The 23,085-nt window shown below is 71.9% G+C and carries 13 protein-coding genes; 6 read left to right on the top strand and 7 right to left on the bottom strand.

Annotated features, from left to right (window positions below):
- The first annotated feature begins 375 nt into the window (after positions 1 to 375).
- The 3 genes from ACTMVF_RS39725 to ACTMVF_RS39735 all read left to right on the top strand — a co-directional run bounded on the left by ACTMVF_RS39725 (position 376) and on the right by ACTMVF_RS39735 (position 14,427).
- A complete protein-coding gene (locus tag ACTMVF_RS39725; RefSeq protein WP_441275962.1) occupies positions 376 to 666 on the top strand; it encodes a hypothetical protein in 291 nt (96 codons plus the stop codon).
- The gene (locus tag ACTMVF_RS39730) at positions 663 to 13,892 is read left to right on the top strand and encodes a DEAD/DEAH box helicase family protein (protein ID WP_441275963.1); all 13,230 of its coding nucleotides are present in this window, start codon (positions 663 to 665) and stop codon (positions 13,890 to 13,892) included. The genes ACTMVF_RS39725 and ACTMVF_RS39730 overlap by 4 nt, the downstream gene beginning before the upstream one ends.
- Positions 13,893 to 14,022: 130 nt before the next feature.
- Positions 14,023 to 14,427 (top strand): hypothetical protein, encoded by a 405-nt coding sequence (locus tag ACTMVF_RS39735; RefSeq protein ID WP_441275964.1) that lies wholly within the window; start codon positions 14,023 to 14,025, stop codon positions 14,425 to 14,427.
- Here the strand turns inward: ACTMVF_RS39735 and ACTMVF_RS39740 are convergent.
- Complete coding sequence (locus ACTMVF_RS39740) at positions 14,373 to 14,639, bottom strand: hypothetical protein (RefSeq protein ID WP_441275965.1); 267 nt, start codon at positions 14,637 to 14,639, stop codon at positions 14,373 to 14,375. The two genes, ACTMVF_RS39735 and ACTMVF_RS39740, sit on opposite strands and share 55 nt — an antisense overlap.
- Complete coding sequence (locus ACTMVF_RS39745; RefSeq protein ID WP_441275966.1) at positions 14,636 to 14,935, bottom strand: hypothetical protein; 300 nt, start codon at positions 14,933 to 14,935, stop codon at positions 14,636 to 14,638. Before ACTMVF_RS39745 ends, ACTMVF_RS39740 begins: the two co-directional genes overlap by 4 nt.
- Positions 14,936 to 15,167: 232 nt before the next feature.
- On the opposite strand from ACTMVF_RS39745, the gene ACTMVF_RS39750 reads away from it, so the two are divergent.
- Positions 15,168 to 15,698, top strand: a complete 531-nt coding sequence (locus ACTMVF_RS39750; RefSeq protein ID WP_441275967.1) for a hypothetical protein — start codon at positions 15,168 to 15,170, stop codon at positions 15,696 to 15,698.
- 531 nt (positions 15,699 to 16,229) lie between these two features.
- Entirely contained in the window at positions 16,230 to 17,288 is a 1,059-nt protein-coding gene (locus ACTMVF_RS39755; protein ID WP_441275968.1) for a phosphotransferase, read from the top strand.
- A gap of 4 nt (positions 17,289 to 17,292) precedes the next feature.
- Here the strand turns inward: ACTMVF_RS39755 and ACTMVF_RS39760 are convergent, their stop codons facing one another.
- The 5 genes from ACTMVF_RS39760 to ACTMVF_RS39780 all read right to left on the bottom strand — a co-directional run bounded on the left by ACTMVF_RS39760 (position 17,293) and on the right by ACTMVF_RS39780 (position 21,382).
- Positions 17,293 to 18,639, bottom strand: a complete 1,347-nt coding sequence (locus tag ACTMVF_RS39760; RefSeq protein WP_441275969.1) for a TfuA-like protein — start codon at positions 18,637 to 18,639, stop codon at positions 17,293 to 17,295.
- Positions 18,636 to 19,811, bottom strand: a complete 1,176-nt coding sequence (locus ACTMVF_RS39765) for a YcaO-like family protein (protein ID WP_441275970.1) — start codon at positions 19,809 to 19,811, stop codon at positions 18,636 to 18,638. Before ACTMVF_RS39765 ends, ACTMVF_RS39760 begins: the two co-directional genes overlap by 4 nt.
- A gap of 106 nt (positions 19,812 to 19,917) precedes the next feature.
- The gene (locus tag ACTMVF_RS39770) at positions 19,918 to 20,082 is read right to left on the bottom strand and encodes a hypothetical protein (RefSeq protein ID WP_441275971.1); all 165 of its coding nucleotides are present in this window, start codon (positions 20,080 to 20,082) and stop codon (positions 19,918 to 19,920) included.
- Positions 20,083 to 20,107: 25 nt separating this feature from the next.
- Positions 20,108 to 20,731 (bottom strand): hypothetical protein, encoded by a 624-nt coding sequence (locus tag ACTMVF_RS39775; RefSeq protein ID WP_441275972.1) that lies wholly within the window; start codon positions 20,729 to 20,731, stop codon positions 20,108 to 20,110.
- A 9-nt stretch (positions 20,732 to 20,740) separates the two neighbouring features.
- Positions 20,741 to 21,382, bottom strand: a complete 642-nt coding sequence (locus tag ACTMVF_RS39780) for a hypothetical protein (protein WP_441275973.1) — start codon at positions 21,380 to 21,382, stop codon at positions 20,741 to 20,743.
- Between the two features lie 163 nt (positions 21,383 to 21,545).
- On the opposite strand from ACTMVF_RS39780, the gene ACTMVF_RS39785 reads away from it, so the two are divergent.
- Complete coding sequence (locus ACTMVF_RS39785) at positions 21,546 to 22,910, top strand: transcriptional regulator (RefSeq protein ID WP_441275974.1); 1,365 nt, start codon at positions 21,546 to 21,548, stop codon at positions 22,908 to 22,910.
- The last annotated feature ends 175 nt before the right edge of the window (positions 22,911 to 23,085 follow it).

Genomic DNA, 23,085 nt, shown 5'->3' on the forward strand with positions numbered 1-23,085 from the left:
TCGCGTTCGAGTGGAATCGAACAGGGTGGAAACAATTGTTTCGGAACTCGTGGGCGGCCGTGGTGCGTTGCTGCGCGGCGTGAGGGTGGTGCGGTAGCTCGGGCCTGATCATTGCGTCACGCGAAAAGAGCTGACAACTCGGGGGGCGCAGGCGAAATCCGTTGTGGATGGGCCGTTAGGGTCGATGAGGATGGATCATGTCCGGCCGCCGTTGACTGCTGACGGGGGGATTGGGGACAGGGTCTCTGGTCCCGTCGGTAGGACCGGCGTGCCGGGACGGGTCGGCACCTTGAGCCCTGGCACCACCACGGGGGAGGACGCTCTTGAGCACTGGGGGAGTGGAGCAGCCGCTTCACGCGGACGAGGGGAATCGCAATGACGCAACTGGGCAGGCACGGGAAGACGGCCCTCGAATACTGGCAGACGTACCGGCCGACGGCCCTGGTGGAGCTGGGGAACGAGGAGCAGCAGACGGAGTTCTTCCACGCCTTGGATCTGCGGGTGACGGAGCAGATCGGGACACGGGCGCAGGAACTGCTCCAGCAGCTTCCGGCGGGGCAGAGGGCGGCGGCGCGGCGGGCGATGCGCTCGCGGGCGCAGGAGATGGTGTACGCCGAGGAGATCTGGCTGGAGAAGGAGCCGGGGACGGAGCACCGGGAGATGTGAGCCCGCCCCCGCGGTTCGAGCCGCGGGGACAGCAGGACCTCGCCCCCTCCGGGCAGGGTGAGCGGGCCCGCGCGAACCTGGCGGCACTGGAGACCCTGCGGGCCCTTGAGGCGGAGGGTCGCCCGGCGACCGCGGAGGAACAAGGGGTGCTGGCCCGCTGGTCGGGCTGGGGTGCGCTGCCGCTCATCTTCGAGCCACGGCCGGCGCGTGCGGCCTACGACGACGACGCCGCCCATGAGCGGGCGGTGAACCGCTGGGACGCCCTCGATGACGTCCGCGAGAAGGTGCGGGCGCTGCTCTCGGACAGCGAATGGGCCGATGCCCGCCGCAATACCCTCAACGCCCACTACACCAACGGCGACCTGGTGCAGGCCGTATGGGGTGCGGTGCGCAAACTCGGCTTCAAGGGCGGTCAGGTCCTCGAACCTGGCTCCGGCAGCGGCAACTTCATCGGCCTCGCCCCGACCCTGCTGCGCGGGGTGCGGATGACCGGCGTGGAGGTCGAGCGGAACACGGCCGCCATCTCCCGCTACCTGTACCCGGACGCCGAGATCATCACCAGCGGCCTGGAAGAGGTGCCGCTCGCCGACGGCGGGTTCGACGCCGTGGTCGGCAACGTCCCCTACGGCCGCTACAAGCGATTCGACAAGGTCCACAACCCCGACCTGAAGCTGTCGATCCACGACCACTTCGTCCTCAAGTCTCTGTACGCCACCCGCCCCGGCGGCATCGTCGCCCTGATCACCAGCCGGTACACGCTGGACGCCGAGGACTCCTCCGCCCGTGAGCGGATGTACGAGCTCGGCGACCTTGTCGGCGCCGTGCGTCTGCCCGCACGCGCCCACCAGGCGGCGGCTGGGACCGATGTGGTCACCGACGTGTTGTTCCTGCGGCGCCGCGCCGAGGGGGAGGAGCCGGGCGATGACACCTGGCTGACCTCAGCCAAGCAGGTGCTGCCCGGCCGCCCCGAAGAGCTGGCCGTCAACGCCTACTTCGGCGCCCACCCCGAATACGTCCTCGGTGACCTGCACGCGAAGCTCGGACAGTTCGGCCCCGAGGTCACGGTCACCGACCGGGGGGAGGACTCCCCGGCCGCCGAACTGGAGGCGGCCGCGGCCGCCATCGCCGTGGAGGCGGAGGCCGCCGGCCTGATGGCCGCGTCCGCCACCGTGGCGGAGACGCAGAATGCGCGGCCGACGGTGATCTACGGCGGCACGGAGGGCGCGCTGGGCCTGGACGAGGTGGGCAACCCCACCATCGTCGAAGACGGCCGGGCGGTGCCCCTGGATGTGCACCCCGACCAGCGCGACAAGCTCGTCCAGCTGATCCGACTCAAGGGCATGACGCAGGCCCTGTACGAGGCGGAGGCCGCCACCCCCGAGCCTGGCGAGACGCCCGAGTTGGCCCGGCTGCGCGCCGAGCTGCGCGTGGCCTACAGGGACTACCGCAAGAGCAATCCGCCGCTGTCCAAGCCCCGCCAGCCCTTCATCTTCACCCCGAAGGAGGCCAAGGAGCGGGCTGAACGGGAGGGCCTGGCGGCCGTCCCGGAGGCGTGGAAGCAGCGCACCGCCTACGCCTGGATCGACGACGACCCCGACGCCTCGTTCCTCTTCGGCCTGGAGGAGTGGGACGACAAGACCAACACGGCCACCGAGCAGCAGGTGCTCCTCTCCCGTGTCCTGGAGCCGCGCCGTCTGCCGACCCGCGCGAAGACGGCTGAGGACGCCATCGCTCTGGCCATGGAGTGGGACGGCGGCCGCCTCGACATGGCGCGCGTGGCCAGCCTCCTCGGCGTCGACCAGGAGGAGGCGGCCGCCCAGTGCGCGGACGCCGGGCTAGCCTTCCGCGACCCGGCCCAGTCCACGGACGAGACTGTCGTCTGGGAGCCGCGCCACCGCTACCTGGCGGGCAACGTCCGCACCAAGCTCGCCGAGGCCCGCGAACGCGCCCAGAGCGACCCGTCGTTCGCGGCCAACGTCGCCGCCCTGGACCGGGTACAGCCCGAGGACCTGGCCCCGTCCGAGATCAAGGCGAAGATCGGTGCGCCGTGGATCCCGGTCGAGGTCTACAACGAATTCCTGCGCCACCTCGGCTTCGAGGATGCGAGCGTTCTGCACGCGGGCGGCACCATCTGGGAGGTCCGCGGCGCCAACATCGGGGACCTTGCTCGCAACGAGTGGGGGACACCGGCCCGCCCGACACGGGAGCTGTTCACGGCCCTGCTGCGGCAGACGGATTCCACGATCCGGGTGACGTGGACCGACCGTGAAGGCCGCACCTACGTCGATCAGGACGCCACCGACGCCGCGCAGGAGAAGGCGCGGCTGATCGCGGAGGCCTTCGAGGACTGGGTATGGGCGGACAAGGACCGCGCTGACCGCCTCGCCAAGCTCTACAACGAGCAGTTCAACAACCTGGTCCTGTCGGACTACTCCGACCTGCCGCTCACCCTGCCCGGTCTGATCTCCGACTGGGAGATGCGGCCGCACCAGAACGCGGCGATCCGCCGGATCGTCAACGAGCCGACCGCGATGCTCGCCCACGTCGTCGGCGCGGGCAAGACGGCAACCATGGCGGCCGGCGCGATGGAGCTGCGCCGTACGGGCCTGGCCAAGAAGCCCGCGTTCGTGGTCCCCAACCACATGCTCAAGCAGTGGACCAGGGAGTTCCGCGAGCTCTACCCCAACGCCAGGATCCTGGCGATCAGCGCGAGCGACCTGAGCAAGAAGCGGCGCGCGAAATTCATGGCCCGCATCGCCGGTGGCGAGTGGGACGCGGTGATCCTCACCCATGAGGCCTTCAACCGGGTCCCGCTGCGGCCCGAGACGCAGCGCGCCTACCTCGATCAGGAAATGGAGTCGCTGCGCAACCAGCTGGACGCCGCGGCGGCCGCGGGGATGGACTCCCGCACGGTCAAGCAGATCGAGAACACCCTCGCCAACGCCGAGGCCAACCTTCAGCAGCAGATCGAGTCGATGTCCGACGAGATCGGCGTCTTCCTGGAAGACACCGGCATCGACTACCTGTTCGTGGACGAAGCGCACGAGTACAAGAACCTGCGCACCGTCTCGGCGATCCCCGGCGCCGCCATCGAGGGCTCGGCGAAGGCCACCAAGCTCCACATGGTGGTGTCCTGGCTGCGGGACACCACCGAGTCCGACCGTGTCGCCTGCTTCGCCACGGGCACGTGGCCCGCCAACAGCGTCACCGAGATGTACGTCCTTCAGCGGTTCCTGGCACCGAACATGCTGAACGAGATGGGTCTGCACGCCTTCGACAACTGGGCGGCGACCTTCGGTGAGGTCGTCTCCCAGCTGGAGCCCGATCCCAAGGGCAACGGCTACAAGTACAAGGCCCGGTTCTCCCGGTTCTTCAACGTGCCCGAGCTGCTGGCGGGCTACCGCACCTTCGCCGACGTCCAGCTCGCCGAGGACCTGAACCTGCCCACCCCGCCGGTCAGGGAGTTCGAGGGCCAGCGCGGCGAGAGAATTCTCATCCCGCCCGCCCCGGCCCAGCGGGAGTTCATCAAGCGGCTGCCGCACCAGCCGTGGGTGAGCAAGCCCGGCGGCGTGCTGAAGGCGCTCGGTGAAGGCCTGCGCGCCTCGCTCGACCTCAGCCTGGTCGACGCCTCCGACATCATGCGCGAGCTCGGCGAACAGGGCAGCGCCGGGAGCAAGGAGCTGGGCAGCAAGCTGCCGTACGCGGCCGAGAAGATCGTCGAGATCTGGCAGGAGACCAAGGACACCGTCTATCCGGTCTCCAAGGACGACCCCACCCCGCAGCCCCTGCCGGGCGGCCTCCAGCTGGTGTTCCTCGACGAGGGCACTCCCGGAAGCACCGCCAAGCACGGCGCCGACCTGTACGCGGACCTGCGGGACGAACTGGTCGACCGGGGGATGCCGAGGGAGTCCATCCGCTTCATCCACGAGGCGAACACCGACCGCAAAAAGGAGAAGCTGTTCGCCGACTGCCGGGCCGGACGCGTCTCCGTCTTGGTCGGAAGCACGGCCAAGATGGGCACCGGGACGAACATCCAGGACAGGGCGGTGGCCCTGCACCATCTGTCGTACCCGTGGCGGCCGGCGGACATGGCGCAGCGGGACGGCCGGATCGAGCGGCGCGGCAACCTCAACGTCCCCTGGGTCGACGGCACTGCGGACGACGTCCGGATCCTCTACTACATCACCGAGCGCACCTTCGACGAGTTCCGGCTGACCACGCTGGCCCGCAAGGCGAGGTTCATCGGCCAGATCCAGCGCAGAGACTTCAACCTGCGCGAGATCGAGGACATCGGCTCCGAGGCCATCAACCTCGGCATGCTCTCCGCCCTGGCCTCCGGTGACCCGGCGATCCTCCAGCTCGCCGAGGCCACCGCCGAACGGGCCCGCCTCCAGGGCCTGGCCCGCAGCTGGGACCGGCAGCAGGACGCCCGGACCGAACAGCTCAAGGACCTCGACGACTTCCTCGGCAAGGCGGCCGCCGCCGTGGACGGGATGAGGGCCGCGCTGCCGCAGCGGCGCCCCACCGCTGGCGACAACTTCGCCATGACGGTGGACGATGCGACCTACCGCAGCCGCGACGAGGCCGCCAACGCGCTCGGCGCCCGCATGGTGGCCCTCGCCCGCGACCAGTCCCTGCGGCCCGGACAGCGCGTCCCCGTCGGCACGCTGGGCGGCCTGGACTTCCACGGCGAGATCGCCTTCGACCACGCAGGCCGCCGTCAGCTGCGCCTGCGCTTCGCATGGGGACACGTCCCCCCGCTCGGACAGCGTGACGACCGGGCCCAGTGGCAGGCCACCCATGTCACGCAGGCCAACGGACGCGGCGCTATCCAGTCCTTGGAGAACTTCCTCAACCGTCTGCCCGAGGACCTCGACAAGCTCGACAAGTCGCTGTCCGCGCAGCGCGGCCGCCGGGACGAGATCGCCTCCAACGTCCGCGACAAGGACAACAACCCCTACCGGATGCACGCGCGGTCCAAGGAACGCGAGGAACGCGCCCTGGGCAAGCTGGTCGTCCTCAACGAGAAGCACGCCGCCCTCGTCGAGCGTGCGGAGCGCGTCGTCGGCGTGAACGAGGAGAGGGAAGCCGAGCTCAACGAGGAACTGACCACCCTGGGCGAGGAGATCGCCGGACTGCGGCAGATCATCGCCGACGAACACGCCGTACAGGAGCAGGCCCGGGCCCTGGCGCGCGGCGACGTCCGCGCGGACTCCGAGACAGGCACAGCGACCCTCGAGGAAGCGGCCGCAGCCGCCGAGGACAACGAGCCCGAGGCGCAGGCCGCCACCGACCCGGCGGACACCGCCGCTCCCGCGCCGGCCGCCCAAGGCGAAGCGGCCGCCACTACTGCGGCCACACCGGACAACGCGACGAACACCGGTGACGGGCAGGCAGACGCGCAGGACGACCAGGCTCCCGTCCCAGCCCAGCCCGCCGAGGCGGCGCCGGAGCCGCCCGCGCCTGTGTCTCTGACCGATCCGGGCGTGTGGGAGGAGGCCGTACAGGCCTACACCGACGCGGCCCTCGCCGATCCGCAGATCGCCCAGGCAGCACAGGCCAACGATGTGGCCGACTTCACGGTGGCCATGGCCTCCTGGTTCAGGGGCTTCGTCGCCGAGCAGTGGGACAACGTGCCCGTCGGCGAGCTCCCGGCCTGGGTGCTCGCCTACCGGCGCGAGGGCGACGACGCCGTACAGGCGAGGAACTCCCTGCACGCCGAGGTCGCAGGCCCGGTATACGCGCAGCTGCGGCGACCTGCACAGGAGGGCCCGGAACCACCCGCGGCGGCCGCCACCGACGACGAGGCCGAGACCCCGGCCGAGCAGGAAGAACAGGACGCCCCCGCCGACGAGTCCACCACCGAGACGGACGACTTGATCACCGAGCTCCAGCAGGCTTCCCTGCGGCTGGACGAGTGGTGGGAGACATCCAGCGACGAAGACGTCCCCGAGGGCTACCAGCCCTTCAGCGACAGCTCAGTGCGACTCCAGCCGGGCGACACGGTCCGAGCGGGCTGGCGCCAGTACATGGAGGACCGGCACCTCCACTACCACACGGTCACCGTCGAGCGGGGCCCCGATCCGACGGACGGCTACTACGTCGGCCGTAACGAGTCCGGCAACATCCGCCGCTTCCACCCGCGCTACATCGTCGCCGTGCCCGACGGCTCACGCCTGCTGTCGGGCAATGCCCCCGCGCTGGAGGAGACCCCAGCGCCCGCGCCGACGGAATCCGAGCAGGAGACCACGGCCGCCGAGCAGACGCCCTTGCAGGGCCTCATCGAGGGCTTCGGGGACCGCGTCTCGGTCGGGCACATCGGCGCCCCGCAACCCGCCCGCACCGGTCACCCCGCCGGGTGGGCGATCATGGCACTGCTGAACGAGCAGCAGCTCAAGGAACTGGCCAGCGCATGCGCCGTGGACCGGCAACCGGTCCCTTCGGGCGCGGAGCCGACCGAGCGGGTGCGCGAGTGGATCGCCGAACAGCGACAGAACCCCACGACCGCCTGGTACGCCTCGTCCAGCCTCGACCTGCCGGAGGCCGTGCGGGGCAACGGAGACGTGCGCCTGTCGAGTGGGGCCGACGGCATCACCATCGAGCAGAGCAGCGAGACGGCCGGTGTGATCCAGTGGGCGGAGCTCCCCGCTTGGATCGAGGCTGCCGTCGCGTACGACGAGGACAACCGGCCCGCCACCGCACCCCGATGGAAGTACGGGCGCCTGGACCACGAGCTCCACTTCGTCGGTGAACATACCGGCGCCTTCCGTACAGCACTTGCGCACCTGCACGTCGCCCTGTGGAAGATGGAGCCGCCGAGCGAGGACCAACTTGCCACCGCCCGTGAGCGGTTCGGACCACAACCGGAGACGCCGGAGGCGGAGCAGCACACCGGTCCGTCTCCGGCGATGGCGCGGTGCGCGGCGGTTCTGCGGTACTACGAGCCGCTGCTGCGGCGCCACAAGCTGTCCGGCAAGGACGTCGTGGCCTACATCGACCGGCCCGGCGTCGGCTACTCCTACGACCCGGGCAACCCGCTCCTCGACCTGGTGCACGAGATCGGCAAGGTGGGGGATCGGGTCGGCGGCAGCTTCCGACGCAGCTACCACGAGTGGGTCCACTACCAGGTGGGCGAGCGCCGCCAGCGGCAGAGCGACCAGCTGAACTTCCTGAGCCTCGACCTGATCACGCTGCACGGCGGTGACACGGAGCCGCTGCTCACGGTTGACCTGGAGGCGATCCTCGCCGCCCCGCCCGGCACGGTCATCGAGCTGGAGCCCGAGGCGGAGATCGAGGCCGCCGAAGCGGCAGCGGCCCGCATCAGGATCATCCACGATGCCGAGGGCACCGAGGTCCGCAACACGCCTCGCGGGGGAGACCAGCGCATCCGCGAGGCGCTGAACGACCTGGGCTTCTGGTGGTCACGCAAGCAGCAGAAGTGGTACCAGCCGCGCGACACCCCCTTCGAGGACCGCGAGGCGGCCGTACAGGGCCTGCGCGCCGCCTTCGGCGAGATCGGCGTCCCCTACACCTACGAGGGGCCCGCACCCGAGGCGGAGCCGGAGGAGATCAGCGGCAGCCCGGAGCAGACCCCGACCGAATCCCCGGCAGCCACGGCGGCCGCCGAGCCCGACCAACCGGCGGCGGACGAACCGGCCCCGCCGCAGGAAGAGCCGGACGACGTCCCGCCGGCCGCCGACACGGCCGAAGGCGCCGACCCTGCCGATCAGCTCGACCTGTTCGGTGCCGAGTCCGGCATGGAGGCCTCCGAGGGCGAGCCGTCCGGCGGCGACGGGGAGACGGGACAGGACGCTCCGCCGCCCGCCCCCGAACCGGAGGCGGAGACCGGGACGGACGAGCCGGAGACGGCCACCGAAGACGAGGAGAGCGAGGAGGAGCAGACCGAGGCCCCGGCCGAGGGCACCGACGAGGTGGCCGTCCAGACGCCGCACGGGCCGGGCATCGTCATCGGCAGCGACGACAACGGCCTGGTGCTCGTCACCACCGCGGCGGGCACCCGGGTCTACGAGGACGAAGAGATCCAGTGGCCCGACGACATCGCCAAGCCGGAGGGGAACCCGGAGCGGGCGGCCAAGGCCCGGCAGAACGAAGCCGACGCGGCACAGGCGGCCACCAGCGAGGGCATCGAGCTCAAGTGGACCGACGGCACCCGGCTGGTCGACCTCGACCTGGAGGCGGGGCACGGCACCATCGTCGACACCGACGACACGGTCGTCGGCTGGGTCCGCGCCCGGATCGGCGACGATGGCCGTCGCTACTGGTGGGGCCAGGACGCCCGTGGCGGCGTCCCAACCGGCCCGTTCCACGAGAAGTTGCCGGTCACCGCGGGCGTACCGGCGATACGTGCAGCCGAACGCGTGCGCACCACCCAACCGATAGCCAGAGAGAGCCAGATCGGCGTTCCCATCCCGCCAGAAACCGCGGCTCGCGAGGTACGGCTGACCACGGCTCAGGTCCGGGAACTGTCGGAACTCTCCATCACCGGCACCTATTCGGACGGCAGCCCGATCGAACCTCCTGAGTGGGTGAGCAGCCACCGCAGGTACGTGCTCACCGTTGCCCAGATGCAGGCGCTCGGAGAGGCCGCCCAGACGGCAGCCGACGCGCTGACCGGGGCCACCGCCAAGGAACGGCGTGCCATCAGGGTGCTGCGCAATGCCGTCGAGCGCTTCGACTTCGAGGCGTACGACACTGCCCGGTCCATGGCCAGCCTTCCGCCGATCGGCGAGGTCGACCCGTATGCCAGGCCGTACCAGCGCCCGGACCACAGCGAGACGGCACCGCAGGAGGAGACCGGCCCGACTGAGCAGGAGACGGCCGCCGAGCAGACGGCGGCCGCCGACGTCGACCAGACGGCTACGGCCGAGACCAGCGATGCTCCGCAGGACCCCGCTCCCGCCGCCGACACCCCGGCCGAGGAAGAGACACAGCCACAGGAGACGACGGCCGCCGAGCCGGAGCCCGGCGCGGCCGGCCAGAACGATCCCGCGCCGCAGAGCGATCCGGCACCGGACACGGCGGCCGCCGCCGAGCCGGACCCGGAGTCTGCCCCGACGGACGACGGCCAGCTCGGCCTGTTCCCCGAGGAGACACCGGACCCCGGGCCCACGACACGGCGGCGCGGCCGCAGCCGCAGCCGTCGGGGGGAGGGGGAACCCGCCGCACCGCCCGGCACCGAGGGAGCACCGGACCGCGGGCGCCTCGGCGTGTACGGGCACGCCGGACACGGCGACTGCGACCGCTGCGGCAGCACCACCGACCGGTACACCGTGGTCTGGGACTGGTACAGCTCGGAGGAAACCCTGGGCGCCATGGCCGCCGAGTGCGCGCCCTGCGTCGAACTGACCGTGGGCGTCTCCGCCTCGCAGGCCGCCCACCTCGCCGACGTCGCCGAGGCCCGTCGTGGCGGCCGCCGCATCGAACCGCGCCGCTACGAGCCGAGAAACGACGTCGTCAGCTACCGCACGGCGGAAAACGAATGGACTGCCGTCCACCTGCCCACCGGCAAGCGCTACCGCACCGGGAAGGAATCCGAGAACGGCTACAGGGGCTTCGTGACCCGCGACCTGTACGGCGTCGCTCAGGGCACGAGCGTGGGGATTCCGGCCGATGCCGTGGTCGAGCGGGCGGCGCTGGGGCGTACGGCGGAGACCCACCCCACCGACAGCGACGACTGGGTGTACTTCTCCTACCGCCAGGACGCCAAGAAGATCGCCTTGCATGAGGGGGAGAGCCTCACGGCCCGCTCGGACGGACTGCGCCGGAACCGTGCCCCGCTGCGGCACGGTCCGCTGTGGCACTTGACCATCGGGGACGTGCCCTTTGTGGTGGAGGTCGTCTACCAGCAGGGGCAGCCCGGCGAGGACGGCCACCGCTTGGACGTCACCGCCTCGGACCGGAGCCAGGCCCGCTACGAGTACTGGGACGGGGTGCTGGAGTGGGCCCGCGAGCACGCCCGCGAGGCGGCGGTCCCGCCCGCCGCGCCGGTCCTGGCCGCAGCCGTTCAGGCGGAGACGGACGCCGAGGAACCCGAACCGACCGAGGACAGGGGGGAGATGGTCGTGCCGCAGGAGACGGCAGACCCCGGCGTGCCCGTCCAGCCTGGCGAGGAGCCTGCGCAGACCGAGACCGCCGAGGCCGTGCCCGATGCCGACGAGACGGTGGAGGAGGCCGTGGAGATCGAGGAGCCGCCGGAGCCGCAGTCCTACACCGACGTCGTTCCGCTGCCCGCAGACCAGGCCTACGAGCTACACCTGACCGGCATGGACGGCCAGGCCCCGGACCGGGGCGAACTCCGATACGCGCAGGCCACGGTGGCCACCGTGCAGCGGTCGGCAGGCGGTCAGTGGTTCGCACGCCTCGCCGCCGACGGGCTTCCCGCCGACGCCACAAACCTCGCTGGCAGCCCGCAGGAGGCGGCGGACCGGGGAGCGATCCTGTTCTCCGCGCTCACCGGCACGCCGTACGGCGCACCGCCCACCCCCGCTGTCGACGAGGGCGTACGGACGCGGGCGGACGTGTTGCGCGGCGAACTGCGGGACGCCGCCCAGTGGCACCGCGGCGCACTCACCTACGCCGCGGCCCGGGTCCGTCCGATGGACTACCTCACGCAGCCGCAGTACAGGGCCATGACCACGGCGCTGGACGGCGTGGCCGCTGCGGTGTCGGGCCAGCACAACTCACGGCAGATGGCCGCTCAGCTGGAAGCCGTCGCGCAGGAGGCCACGGCCTGGCGCAACGCACTGTCGGACGACGTCGGCAGCTTCGAGCGGGAGCTGCTCGCCTACCCGCTCGCGCACCTCGTCCACACCGTTAGCAGGCTCCAGACCCGCCTTGAGGTCACCCTGGAGGCGGCACGGGCCGAGCGGGCCGCCGCCGAGCAGGCAGCGGCTGAAACGGCGTCACCGGCTCCCGCACCAGAGATGGAGCAGGCGCCTGCCCCGCCAGCCGCGGAGGACACCCCGGTTGCCGAGCCCGCACCCGCACCCGCAGCTCAGGAGGAACGGCCCGAGCAGCCCTCCGCACCGCGAGAGCAGGACACCCCTACCCCCGGGCCATCGGAGGCCGGGCCCGCCGTGTCTGCCGAACCCGTCTCCGCCGACAGCGTCCAGCAGACGCCACCGGTCGCGACACCGGAACGGGTGCGCGGACCCATGGTCAGGCTCGGGCTGCGGGAGGCCAGCGAAGGGCAGCTGGTCGCCGAGGTGCACACCGAGGAGGCCTCCACCGCCCTCGTCCTGCCGGGCATCACTGTGGCCGACCTGCCGGGGCAGGCCCTGCCGGTCACGGTGGACGTGCCCATGCTGAGGCGTCCGGCCCAGCAGGCTGAGCAATTGGTCTCCGACGAGGAGACGGAAGAATGGCTCGCCGGATTCCTGTCCGACGGCCCGCTCGCTGCGGCCTGGAGCAACGACGCGGTGCGCGTGACGCTCGTGACCGAGGTGCGCGACACCCTGCGCGAGGGCATGGCGCCCAGCCTGGACGACGTCACCGACTGGCTGGTGACCACGTCCGCCGAGCACGAAGGCCTTCTCCTGGCCGCGCACACCACCGACCTGGAGGCCTTCACGGCGGAGTTCGAGCGGGCCGCCGACTCCCTGGTGACCTCCGGTGGATCCGAGCACCTGCTGTGGACCTATCTCGGGGACGAGGGAACCCGCCGGACCCAAGTACTGGCCGCGGCCACGCCACGTGCGTACGAGCAGCTGCGCGCCCTGCCCGCACCCGCAGACGCCTCCGCCCCGGAACGGGCCGCCGCCGACCAGACCGAATCGCCCGTACCGGCCAGCACCCCGGAAGGAAACGAGATGGCCACACCTGATGAGGGATCGGCGCCGGAGACCATTGCGGCCGCCGCCGAGACGCCGGAACCCGAAGCGGCGTCCGGGACCGTCACGCAGACTGACGAAGCCCCGGTGTTGGACAGGCCCGACTTTCTGCCGCAGCCGGGTAGTGACGACGTCTCCACCGACATCGCCGTTGAGGGCGCCCGTCGGGCCCTCGCGGAGGCAGGGTTCGGCGGTGGGCAGCAGCCGGAGCGTGCACCGGACGAGACCGCGCCGGAGACGGCTGCCGAGGAGTTCGGCGACGGGGAGAGCGACTGGGCGAGCGTCTACGCCTGGACGGAGGAAGACGAGCGGGAGCTCACCGAAGGGGAGGAGCCACAGACGGCCGCCGATGCGCCGCAGGCCGGGGAGCTGCCCCTGTGGACGGGCCCCGAGGCCTCGATGGAGGATGCGGCGCCGGAGACAACGGACGGCCCCCTGGACGTCATGGCCGCCTTTGAGGGTGTCCAAGAGGCCTGGACGGAGCACGTCCCAGATGAACAGGGCACGGCGGCCGACCTGTACGACGACCTGCGGGACGAACTGGCCACTCTCCAGCGGCTACTCGCCGATGCCGTCGGCTCCGCCACCCCAGACCCGGAACCCGCCCCGTCACCCGCGCCTGAGCCGTCCCCGACGTCGGTGGCCACGGACCAGGCGCCCGCACATACCGAGGCAGAGCCCGCCCCCGCGGCACCCGCCGGCGACCAGACACCGGAGCAGGAGACGGAGGCCTCCGGGCCGCAGCAGCAAGCCGACGCCGTCAACGCCGCCCTGCGTGGGGCGGATACGCACGCCGAGACGCTCAAGGACCTGCCGGAGTGGCAGGAACTCCAGACCCTCCGCGGGGCGTGGACGAACCTCCGGCGCCTACTGAAGGAACGGGCCGGTGAGCACTTCGAGCGTCTGACGAACGACAACCGGGTCGGTGATTTCCTCCGCAAGATCTCGCTGAAGACCTGCGAGAAGATCGCCGAGTTGGCGCAGAAGGGCGCCGACAAACTCCGGCGGCCAGACGAGCGAGACAGCGAGGCCTCGCGCGACCTGCCGAGCGCCGACGCGCTGCTCCGGCTCGGCGACGCCGCCCTCAGCTACAGCTCCCCGCGACCGGGCCCCGGCGGCCATACCCCGGCCACGCCCACCGAGCCGTCCGGACGGGAGGTGGACGTCCCGGCCATGCACAAGATGGGCGAGGCCTTGAAGCGGCCGCTCCCGACAGCCGGGAAGGGCTCCCGGGGAGTGTCGACGGCGGCCGCCCGGGGCCGGTCGACCACGACGAGGCGCAGGCCGAAGGCAGCCGCCGACACGGCGGAGCAGGCCGGACACCTGCGGCGCGGCGCCACCGACCAGCAGCAGGCCCGCAAGTCCAACCAGAAGTAGCGGCACCCTGGTCGTTGTCCGGGCGAGTTCGGGTTGACCGACATCCGCCCGGGCACCGGCTGGCCAGGGGTGACCTCGTTCCGCGGGAGCGGCACGGGGCATCTGCGGACACCCACCTAAAATAGAACACGTGAGCGAAGGTGTGGCGGAACCGGTTGAGGCGCGGCCGTGGCGCCCGGAGGACGGGCCGCAGCCGCTCGTCCGGACCTGGCCCCGACGGGACCCGCCGGCGCTGTGGGTGTGGTCGAAGGGCCGGTGGCGGTGGGCCACCGTGATGGCCCGCCAGGACTGGCCGGACGGCCGGATCGCCTATCAGGTGAGCGTCGACCTCGACGGATCTACCTGCGTGCGGGCCCGGACGTACTGGTGGCCCCATCCGGGCCTGCGGGTCGCGCACCGCAGCGCCTACCCCTCGTCGACCGGGCCCGTGGAGGACGGGGACCTGCCTGCACCCGGCGGTCGCCGCGGTGACCGCGGCCGCTACGGACCGGCGATCAGCCAGAGGACCAGGACGGCGTCCAGGTCCGGGCTGTAGCGGTAGACGACGGAGATCCCCCGCCCGCCGGTCTGCTCGGGAAGCAGCTCGACGACGCGGGACTCGCTCTGCGGGTCGGCGCCCGGCAGGCCGCGGCCTTGCGTGGGGTCGTCTTCGAGTGAGCGGCGTACGTTCTCGACGGCGGCCCGCTCGGTCGGGGAGAGCTCGGTGAGGATCTTCTCGGCGGGATCGCTGAAGAAGGCGTGCGTCACCGGGCGGCCCCGGCCTCGGCGAGCTTGCGGCGCAGTTCGGCCTCGACGTCGCCGGTGGACCGGGCGAGTGCGGTCATGGCCCCGGCCTCGTACCGCATCAGGATGCGGTGCCGGTAGGCCTGGGTGATCTCACGGACCCGGGTCAGGTCGTCCAGCTCGATCGCATCGAGCTCCTCCTCGAACGCCTGCCGGTCACCGGGGAAAGCCCACGTGGACAGGGCCTCACGCAGCTCGGCGAGCGTGCGCATGGGCGGACTGAACTGGCTGGCGCCGGAGTGATCGGGCTGCGCCGTCACGGTGACCTCCTGATGGGTGCTGCCTATGACGCTACTCGGATCGGGCGGGCTGCGGGGAGAGTCCCCCCCCCCGACAGCGGCAGCATCGGCCGGACACGGGCGCGCTGCCGGGGGAGGGATCAGTCTCCCCGACACGGCCGCCCTGCGCGGACCCGGGGCGCCCTCCAACGGTGCGGTCGCCGGGTGCGGCCGCTACCGTGGCCGGGGCCTGAGCGGGAGAGGGAGAGGCGTCGTGGTGCACCGTCCGACGATCGACGAGGTGCGGCCGGTGGCTGACGCCCTCCTCGCCGCGTCCGCCGACGAGGCGTCGCCCGAGGACGCCGTGACGCTCGCGCTGCGTCTCGGGGGCGGCACCCGCGAGGGCCAGGCGCACGTCAACCTCATGCTGGCCCGCATCTTCGCCGACATCCTCGACCGGGAATGCCCCGCCCGGTGGCGCACCCTGTGGGGCGTGCCGGACGTGGCGAAGATCAACGCGCTTACCGAAGAACCCGATCTCGTCGAGCGGTACGCCCGGCAGAAGGCGAACGAGGGTAAGCCTGTGTCGACCGCCGACGCGAAGGCCCGGGTGGCGAACGCCGTGAACGCGGACGTCCTGGCGCAGAAGTTCCTCCAAATCCGCCGCCAGCAGCCCGAACGGCTCGGCGAGTTCACCGCGGCCGCCGAGGGAGCAACCGGGATCATGGTCGACCACGTATGGGGCGCGCTCTGGATGGCGTGCGGGAAGGTCCGTGAACGCGCCGGACATCCGACCACGGACTGACCAGCCCGACGGCCCCGGCCACAGCGCGGCAGCAACCCGCCCTCGCCGAGCCACCCACCGGGCGGTGCGCTCTGCTCACGCTCCCGCATCACGATCACGGCAGTACGGCGCCCGACCCGACTCCGGCCCGGCGTGCGGACGACGGACACCATGCCGGGCACCCCACCCCTTCTCGCTGGCCAGGCATGCGCGCACAACGACGAGACCCGCACCCGGCAGACGACCCGCCATGTAAACCCCGACGCGACGCCGTGGCATGACGTGCTCACAGAGTGAGGCCGGTGGCTGCCGGGGGCCTTCGCCGGCCCCCGGACCCCCGCTTCCGCGGTACCGCCCGGCGCGGTCAGGACGTGGTGGGCCGGGGACGGTGCGCGCCGGACGGCACCGCGGCCTGTGCGACCGGGGCCGGGCAAGTAGGGCGGCTGACGTCGGCTCCTACGGGTGGTGGTGTCCGAATGCGGCCGCTGGTCAAGGGGGCGGGGGCTAGGCTGGCGAGCCTTCTGTGACGCCGTTCCACTCCCGGGAGTGTCTGTGCCTGAGTCGTCCTCGTCGCCCTCACCGGGTGAGGTCTCCGCCAAGCAGATCACTGCCGTGCTGGCCGACCGGTACGGGCTGGCCGAGGCGCGGGTGGAGATCATCCCGTTGGGCACCGAGACGGACAACGCGGTCGCCGACACGGCGCGGGGGCGGGTGTTCGTCAAGGCGTACCCGGCCCGCGCCGACCTGGACGTCATGGAGGGGCGTATCGCCCTGATGGAGCTCGGCCGGGCGGCGGGCAGCCCGTTCCCGGCCGTGCACCCCGACCGCGAGGGCGCGCTGATCACGCGGCACGGCGGGGTGGCGCTGTCGGTGTGGGACTGGGTGGACGCGGCCTCGTTGGAGACGCCGTACACCGCGGCGCACGCCCGGCAGATCGGCACCGGGCTCGGCCGTCTGCACACGGCCCTGGCCACTTGCCCCGCCGGCGCCTACAAGCCGAACAAGAACCGGTGGTGGGAGGCGGCCGCCGAGGACCTCGCCGCGCGGGGCAAACGGCTGCTGGAGCTGATCGACGCGGTACCGGAGCCTGGCGAGGACGACATGCGGCGCCGCGAGCAGGTCGCCGAGCGCATCGCCCAGCTGAAGGGCCTGCCCGCCGTGCAGGCCGAACTCCCTGCGGCCCCGCGCGAACAGGTGGTGCACTTCGACGCGACCGGCGCGAACCTGCTCTGGGACGCCAAGGAGGACTTGGCAGCCATCATCGACCTCCAGGCCCGGGTCGCGTTCCCCACGTGGGAGCTGGGCCGGGTGCTGTACGAGCCGTTCACCGTGGCGGAGTCGCCCGACTGGCGGGCGGTCGCGGTCGACGGGGTGCTGGCGTACGCCCAGGAGGTTCCCGCCGACGCCCACCCCGAACTCGTGTACTGCGCGCGGATGGCGCTGCTGCACAACCTGACCTCGTGGTTCGGCGTGGACGCCCTGTACGGGGACAGGCAGCTGCCCGGCCGGTCGATCTACGCCCGGTTCTGGGACCTGCGGGCGCAGGCCGCTGGCCGGATGCTCGCCGAACTCGACGAGATCGAGGACGAGCTGCGGACCGTCCTCGCCTGACCGGTCACAGGACTGCGGCTTGCCGTTCACGCTCGCGCTGGAGCAGGTAGTACGAGCGGGCGGCGCTCACCGCGCCCGACCAGTCCCGGAAACCCCGGTCCCGGGCGGCGGCATCGCACTCCCGGGCGCCCGCCTCGGTGAGGCCCCAGCGGGCGGCGACGTGCCGGGCGAGCCGGTCCGGGGCGAGGTGGACGACGTCGTACTGCGGGTGGTCGGCGGCGACGGCGGCGTTCAGCTCCAGCGCGGCCGCCACGGTGGAGGCCGTGGCCTCCGCATCGGCCAGCAGTCCGGCGGCGTCCTCGCGTGTGGCGGGCCACACGCTCCATGCGCTGTCGAAGCTGGCTGAGCGCAGCATCACACGCCGCATCATCTCGGCGGAGTCCAAAGCCGTCAGCTCCGCCTCGGTCAGCCAGAACGCGAGCTGGCCGGAGTCGAGCGCGTCGGCGTGCGCGCCCAGGTCGGCGGCGGCCTTCACCGCGGCCGTCTCCGCCTCCGCCGGGTCGGAACAGCGGGCGATGTCGGCAAGGACCCGGGTGCGCCACCTCTGCGGGAAGCCCGGGTCGTAGAGCTGCTCGTACTGCAACAGCGCCCCGAGCGGCAGCTGTGGCGCCGGGGCCTGCCCGGCGGGCGCGTACAGGCTCTGCCACAGGGTGGTGAAGCTGGTCCGCCATGACTGCCCGCTCAAAGCGTCGGTGAAGGGCCGGTAGCTGGTGAAGTCGGGACTGTCGGCCCAGCGCAGCACGTGTTCGGCGTCCTGGCGCTTGAGGTCGTAGGGGTGCGCCTGGCGCCACAGGTCGACCTTCTGCAGAGCGGCACCGAGGCCTTGGGCGGCCGCCGCGCGGTGCAGCGCGGTCCAGGTGCGCCGGGTGTAGGGCAGGCGGAGGGCCGTCTCCTCCAGCGCGGCCGCCTCGTCGGCACGGACCTGCTGGGCGGCGGCCGCGCCGCGGATGGCGCAGCGCAGGTTCACCAGGGCCTCGGTCAGTTGCTTCCCTTCGGGGGTGTGCAGGACGGCGACCTCGTCGTCCGCCTCCAACTGCCCGGTGCGGAAGGCCTCGAAGATCTTCCCGACGCCGAGCATCCCGAACGCGGCGAGTTCGACGGCGCGCAGGGCGCCCATGCTGGCGGCGCCCACCACGGCAACGCCGGCGTCGAGCAGCAGCAGGATCTCCTTGTGCCGCACCGGAGCACTCTGGTGCCATACGCCGTCGATGATGACCACCACGTCCCCCTCGGCGGCGCCGAGTCTGAGTAAGTCGCCGTGGGCGACCGGGGGATGGCACACGGCGTCGGGGACGAGCCTGCGGACGCGGTCGGCGGGCAGCGTCGGCCCGGAGAAGACGTGAAGAGTCATGCTGCTGCCTCGATGGATGCGGGGCGGGGGATGGTGTGGCGCGAGACGTACCGAAGGTGCGGGGCGAGCACCTTGACCACCGACAGGCCGCGCCGGTGGAACTGGCCCCAGGACAGATCGACGGCCAGCGGCGGGACGCCGGTGCGGGCGGCGACCACGGCCGCCAGATACGCCGCCTCGTCCTCGTCGGTGGCGTGGCCGGTGACGTACGCGCCCGCGACCTTGGACCAGGGCGCGCTGGGCCTGCGGTCGTGGGCGGGGGCGGAGTGTGTGCCGGGCTGGAAGGCGAGGGGATGGATGTCCTCCCGGCTGCCGGTGATCTGGGTCAGCCGGGTCTGGGCGGCCTCGGTGACGGCCCGCGACAGCGCGATGTGCGGGTCCAGATGGGCGCCGGAGCCGGACACCACCAGGGTGGGCTGGTCCTCGCGCCACAGGTAGCAGACCATCACCGGCACCCCGAACCGGTTCGGCAGGCTCCACAGCTCGAACCAGATCCGGGCGCGGGTGAGCCGGTCGAGCAGGGCGGCGCACCCGGCGTCCTCGACGCTGGCGGGGTCGATGCGTTGCGCAGCCACGGGCCGTTGCCCGTCGGCGAGGTCGCTGATCACGTCCCGCTCGATCAACTCGTACAGGGCATGGCACAAGGCTTCGGCCCGGGTGTTGCCCGAGGCGAGGCCGTTAGTGGAAGAGCTCGGCAGGTGCAGCCGCCACGCGTCATGCACCTGGCGGCCGAGCCGGACGGATGCGGCGGGGACGGCCACCAACGCGCCATCGGTGAGTGACTGGGCGGTGATCCACTCCAGCACGGTGCGGGAGGTGACCAGGCTGCCGGGGTGCGCCTCCAGCGCGGTGACCGGGTACGGCAGGCCCAGATGGTCGGCCGGGGCCAGGAACTCGGGCTCAGGCACGGCCCGTTCGCCGTGCCACGCCTCGATCGCCTCCATCGCGCCGGAGATCCGGGCGGCGGCCAGCGTGGTGCCCTTGCCCTGGGCGACCGACAGCGTGCGGGCCAGCGGGCGGACGGCCATGGTGACGGGGATACCAAGGTCGTCCAGGCCGGTGACGTCCGCGACGCGGGTGATGCCGTACGAGGGGAGCAGGGGACGGATCGTCTCCCAGGTCTCCTCGGGCGGGCGAGTGCGGTGCGTACCGTCGAAGTACACCTTGCGCACGGGACGGTGCTCCCTTCGGTGGGGGTGGGAAAACGGCGCCGGCCGCCGCAGGCCCGCCGGGGAGGGCGGGGTGCGACGACCGGCCTCGGTCACAGCGGCCCGTGGATCAGACGGTGGTGGGCTGCTGGTAGACGTGGTGCTGCGGGAAGGCGGAGTCCGGCACGGACGGGTCGCCGCCCGCGTTCTGGGGGAGCTGGCCTTCCTCGTGCAGCGCGGTCACGAAGTCCGCCGGGTCGACGGTCACCGGGGTGGTCGCCTGGACAGTGGGCATCGGGCCCTCCTTGGGGTCGATGGATCTACGACGGCTTCACCGAGAGGTCGGAGAAGCAGATGGTGATCAGCACCTCGCGCGACTGGGTGTCGAGCGGGGTACGCCAGTGGGGGATCCGACGGCCGTCGAATCCGGACAGCACGCGGTGCAGGATCGGGAACGCCTCGCCCTGCGGGTAGGGCATGTCCTGGAGCTCGTCGGCGACCTGCTGCGTGGACAGGTAGCGCAGGCGCGGCAGCCAGCCCATCGGGGCGAGGTTCGGCGTCAGCCCGCACGAGAACGTGATGTCGCACTTGCCGTCATCGCGGTGGACGTGCATGTAGTCGCCCGGCGCGTAGAACTTGTAGCCGTACCGGATCGGCGTCATCCGCGCTTGCCCGGTGGCCTCCCCGGCGATGTCCGCCAGCACCTTGGAGCGGGCCAGCGCGTTCAGCGCGCTCCCGCCGGGGTGCACCCGGCAACGCTGGGGCGAGGTGATCGAGCCGTCCCGCATCACCAGCAGACCGGGCCGTTGGTTGTGCCGCTCGACGGCCACCGTCTCGCAGCGCGCGGCCTCCTCGGCGATCTCCTCCCACAGGCCCGGCTCGATCGCGTCCGCGGGGACGGCGGCCCGGCCCTCGGCCAGCCACGTCTGTCGCAGCGTCGTCATGGGCCCGCCTCACAGGTCCATGTAGGAGAAGGTGGCTAGCAGGCCCGGCTCGGCGCCGGGATACGGGGTGCGCCAGTGCGGGACGCTGTACCCGGCGAACGCACGCACGCTGCCATCGGGGCCCGGGTGCTCCAGCCGATCGAACTCAGCGCACTCGGGCAGGATCCCCTTCTCGGCGACCACCTTGGCCAGGTCGTCCGGCATGGCGTCGCGCAGGGACGGCGCCCACCACATGGGCGGCAGGCCCTCGGTCAGGGCGATGCCCACGGTGACGGTCGCCTTGACCGTGTCGGTGTGCACACCCTGGAAGTCGCCCTGGCGGTAGACGACCACCGAGCCGCCCCGCGGCACCAGCCGGGGCATCCCCGTCGCCTCCCGCAGCACCGCCAGGAGCGGCTTGTCGAAGGCGAGTTGCTCCAGCAGCGGCCCGGCCGGCAGGAAGCCGCAGCGCACCGGGGATGCGAACGAGCCGTCCCGACGGGAGCTGACCTCGTCCCGTTCGTAAGGGGTGGCCGTGCCGAGCCGCACCTGTGCCTCGGCGGCCACTGCCTTCACCCGCTCGGCGTCCAGGACGCCGGACAGCAGGACACTGCCGTGCCGTTCCCAATCGGCGTGGGCGGGGCGGCGGTCGACTTGCGGGATGGTCTCCATGACCCCTCCTTCCTCGTGCCGGTACCTTCGCGGTGTTCCCGCAGGTCCGGAAGGTGGTGGGGCGTGCCCAGGTGTGCCCACGGCGTTACCAGGCGTTCCCATGCCGCAGGTGGGTTCGGCTCTGTTCGTGTCGGCCCGCCGCCTGAGCGGGCACCATGAGGGGGTGGAGATTGACGGGCATCCGCTGACCTACCTGCTCCACCTCAATGGCTGGTCAGCCACCGACTACTTGACGCGATTAGACGTCGTGCACCGCAGGCTCGGGTACGGCCGGATCGCGACGAAGGACCGCAAGCGGGTCACACGCTGGACCCGGTACGGCATCACCCCGGAGATGCCCGCCCAGTTGGCGATGGCGGCCCTGCACGGCATCCCGGCGGAGGAGGTCACGGCCCGGCCCTGGCCGGAGTGGCTGAAGCTGGCATGCATCCGAGAGCGGCAACTACTTGACGCCGCGTGGAACCCGCAGACCACGATCGAGCTACTGGACCGCGTCGCCTCCACAGGAGGGCCTATGGATCGCAGGGGATTCCTGGTCGTTACGGGCATAGCCCCGCTGCTCGCCGGGGCCGCCAACGCCGAGCCAGCCACCGCCAGTTCCCGCGGCCGCCGCATCGGCCAGCAGACACCCGCCCTCTTCGACAAGGCTCTCGCCATCCTGCGCCGCCAGGACGACCAACTCGGCTCCGGCCAGGTCCACGCCTCCGCCCGTGCCCAGCTCCGGCTCATCACGACGACTCTCAAGACCAGGACGACCACCGAGGAGACCGCCCGCCAGCTGTATGGCACGGCGGCCGAGGCGGCCCGGATCTGCGCGTGGACCGCGTACGACTCCGGCTATCACGCCCTGGCTGAGGAGTACTACTTGGGCGCGCTGCGGGCGGCCGCCTCGTCCAACGACCCGGTGGTCACCGCCAACACGCTCGCCTTCTGGGCGATCATGCGCTACTCGACCGGCGACCCGCATGGCGCGGCCGACCTCGTCGACGGCGCCCTTGGACAGGCTCGCCGGATCGGCTCGCCGAGGATGACGGCGATGCTGCACGCCCGGCTCGCACGCGCCCACGCGCACGCGGGCGACTCCCGGGCCTCCGCCCGCTCCCAGAACGCCGCACTGGACGCCTACGACCGGGCCCGCGACCGTTCCCCGGAGGAGGACCCGGACTGCGTGTACTGGGTCAACCTCGGCGAGCTGAGGATGCTCGCCGGGTCCTGCGCGCTCAACCTCGGACGCCCGGGGGAGGCACTGGCGCACTTCACCGCCGCCGAGGACGGGCGGCGCAGCGCCGACGTCTACCGCGAGGACGACTTCCCCCGCGGCGCCGCCATCTACCTCGCTCGGGAGGCGGAGGCCCGGATCGCCCTCGACGACCTCGACGGCGCCGTGGACACCGCGCACCGGGCCGTCGAGCACATGGGCGGCGTCACCTCCGCTCGCGGCACCTCCACCCTGGACGACCTACGCTCCAAGCTCGCCGTACGCAAGGACGTTCCGCTGGTGAACGACTTCCTGGAGAGCACTGCCTGACGCGTACGCCGGACGGGAGAAAAGGAGAGTGCGGCGCCACGGGGGGAGCGCCGCACACGGTGACCAGCGTAGCGACGTGCCCGCCCTGTTCGAGGGGTTTCTCCGCCACCCCGCACCCTCAACTCACCTCTTAAGAGGTGAGTTTCTGGGGTGAGTCACCCGTGCGAGGGCGGAA

It is taken from the genome of Streptomyces sp. SD31, assembly GCF_052068475.1.
Taxonomy (GTDB): Bacteria; Actinomycetota; Actinomycetes; order Streptomycetales; family Streptomycetaceae; genus Streptomyces.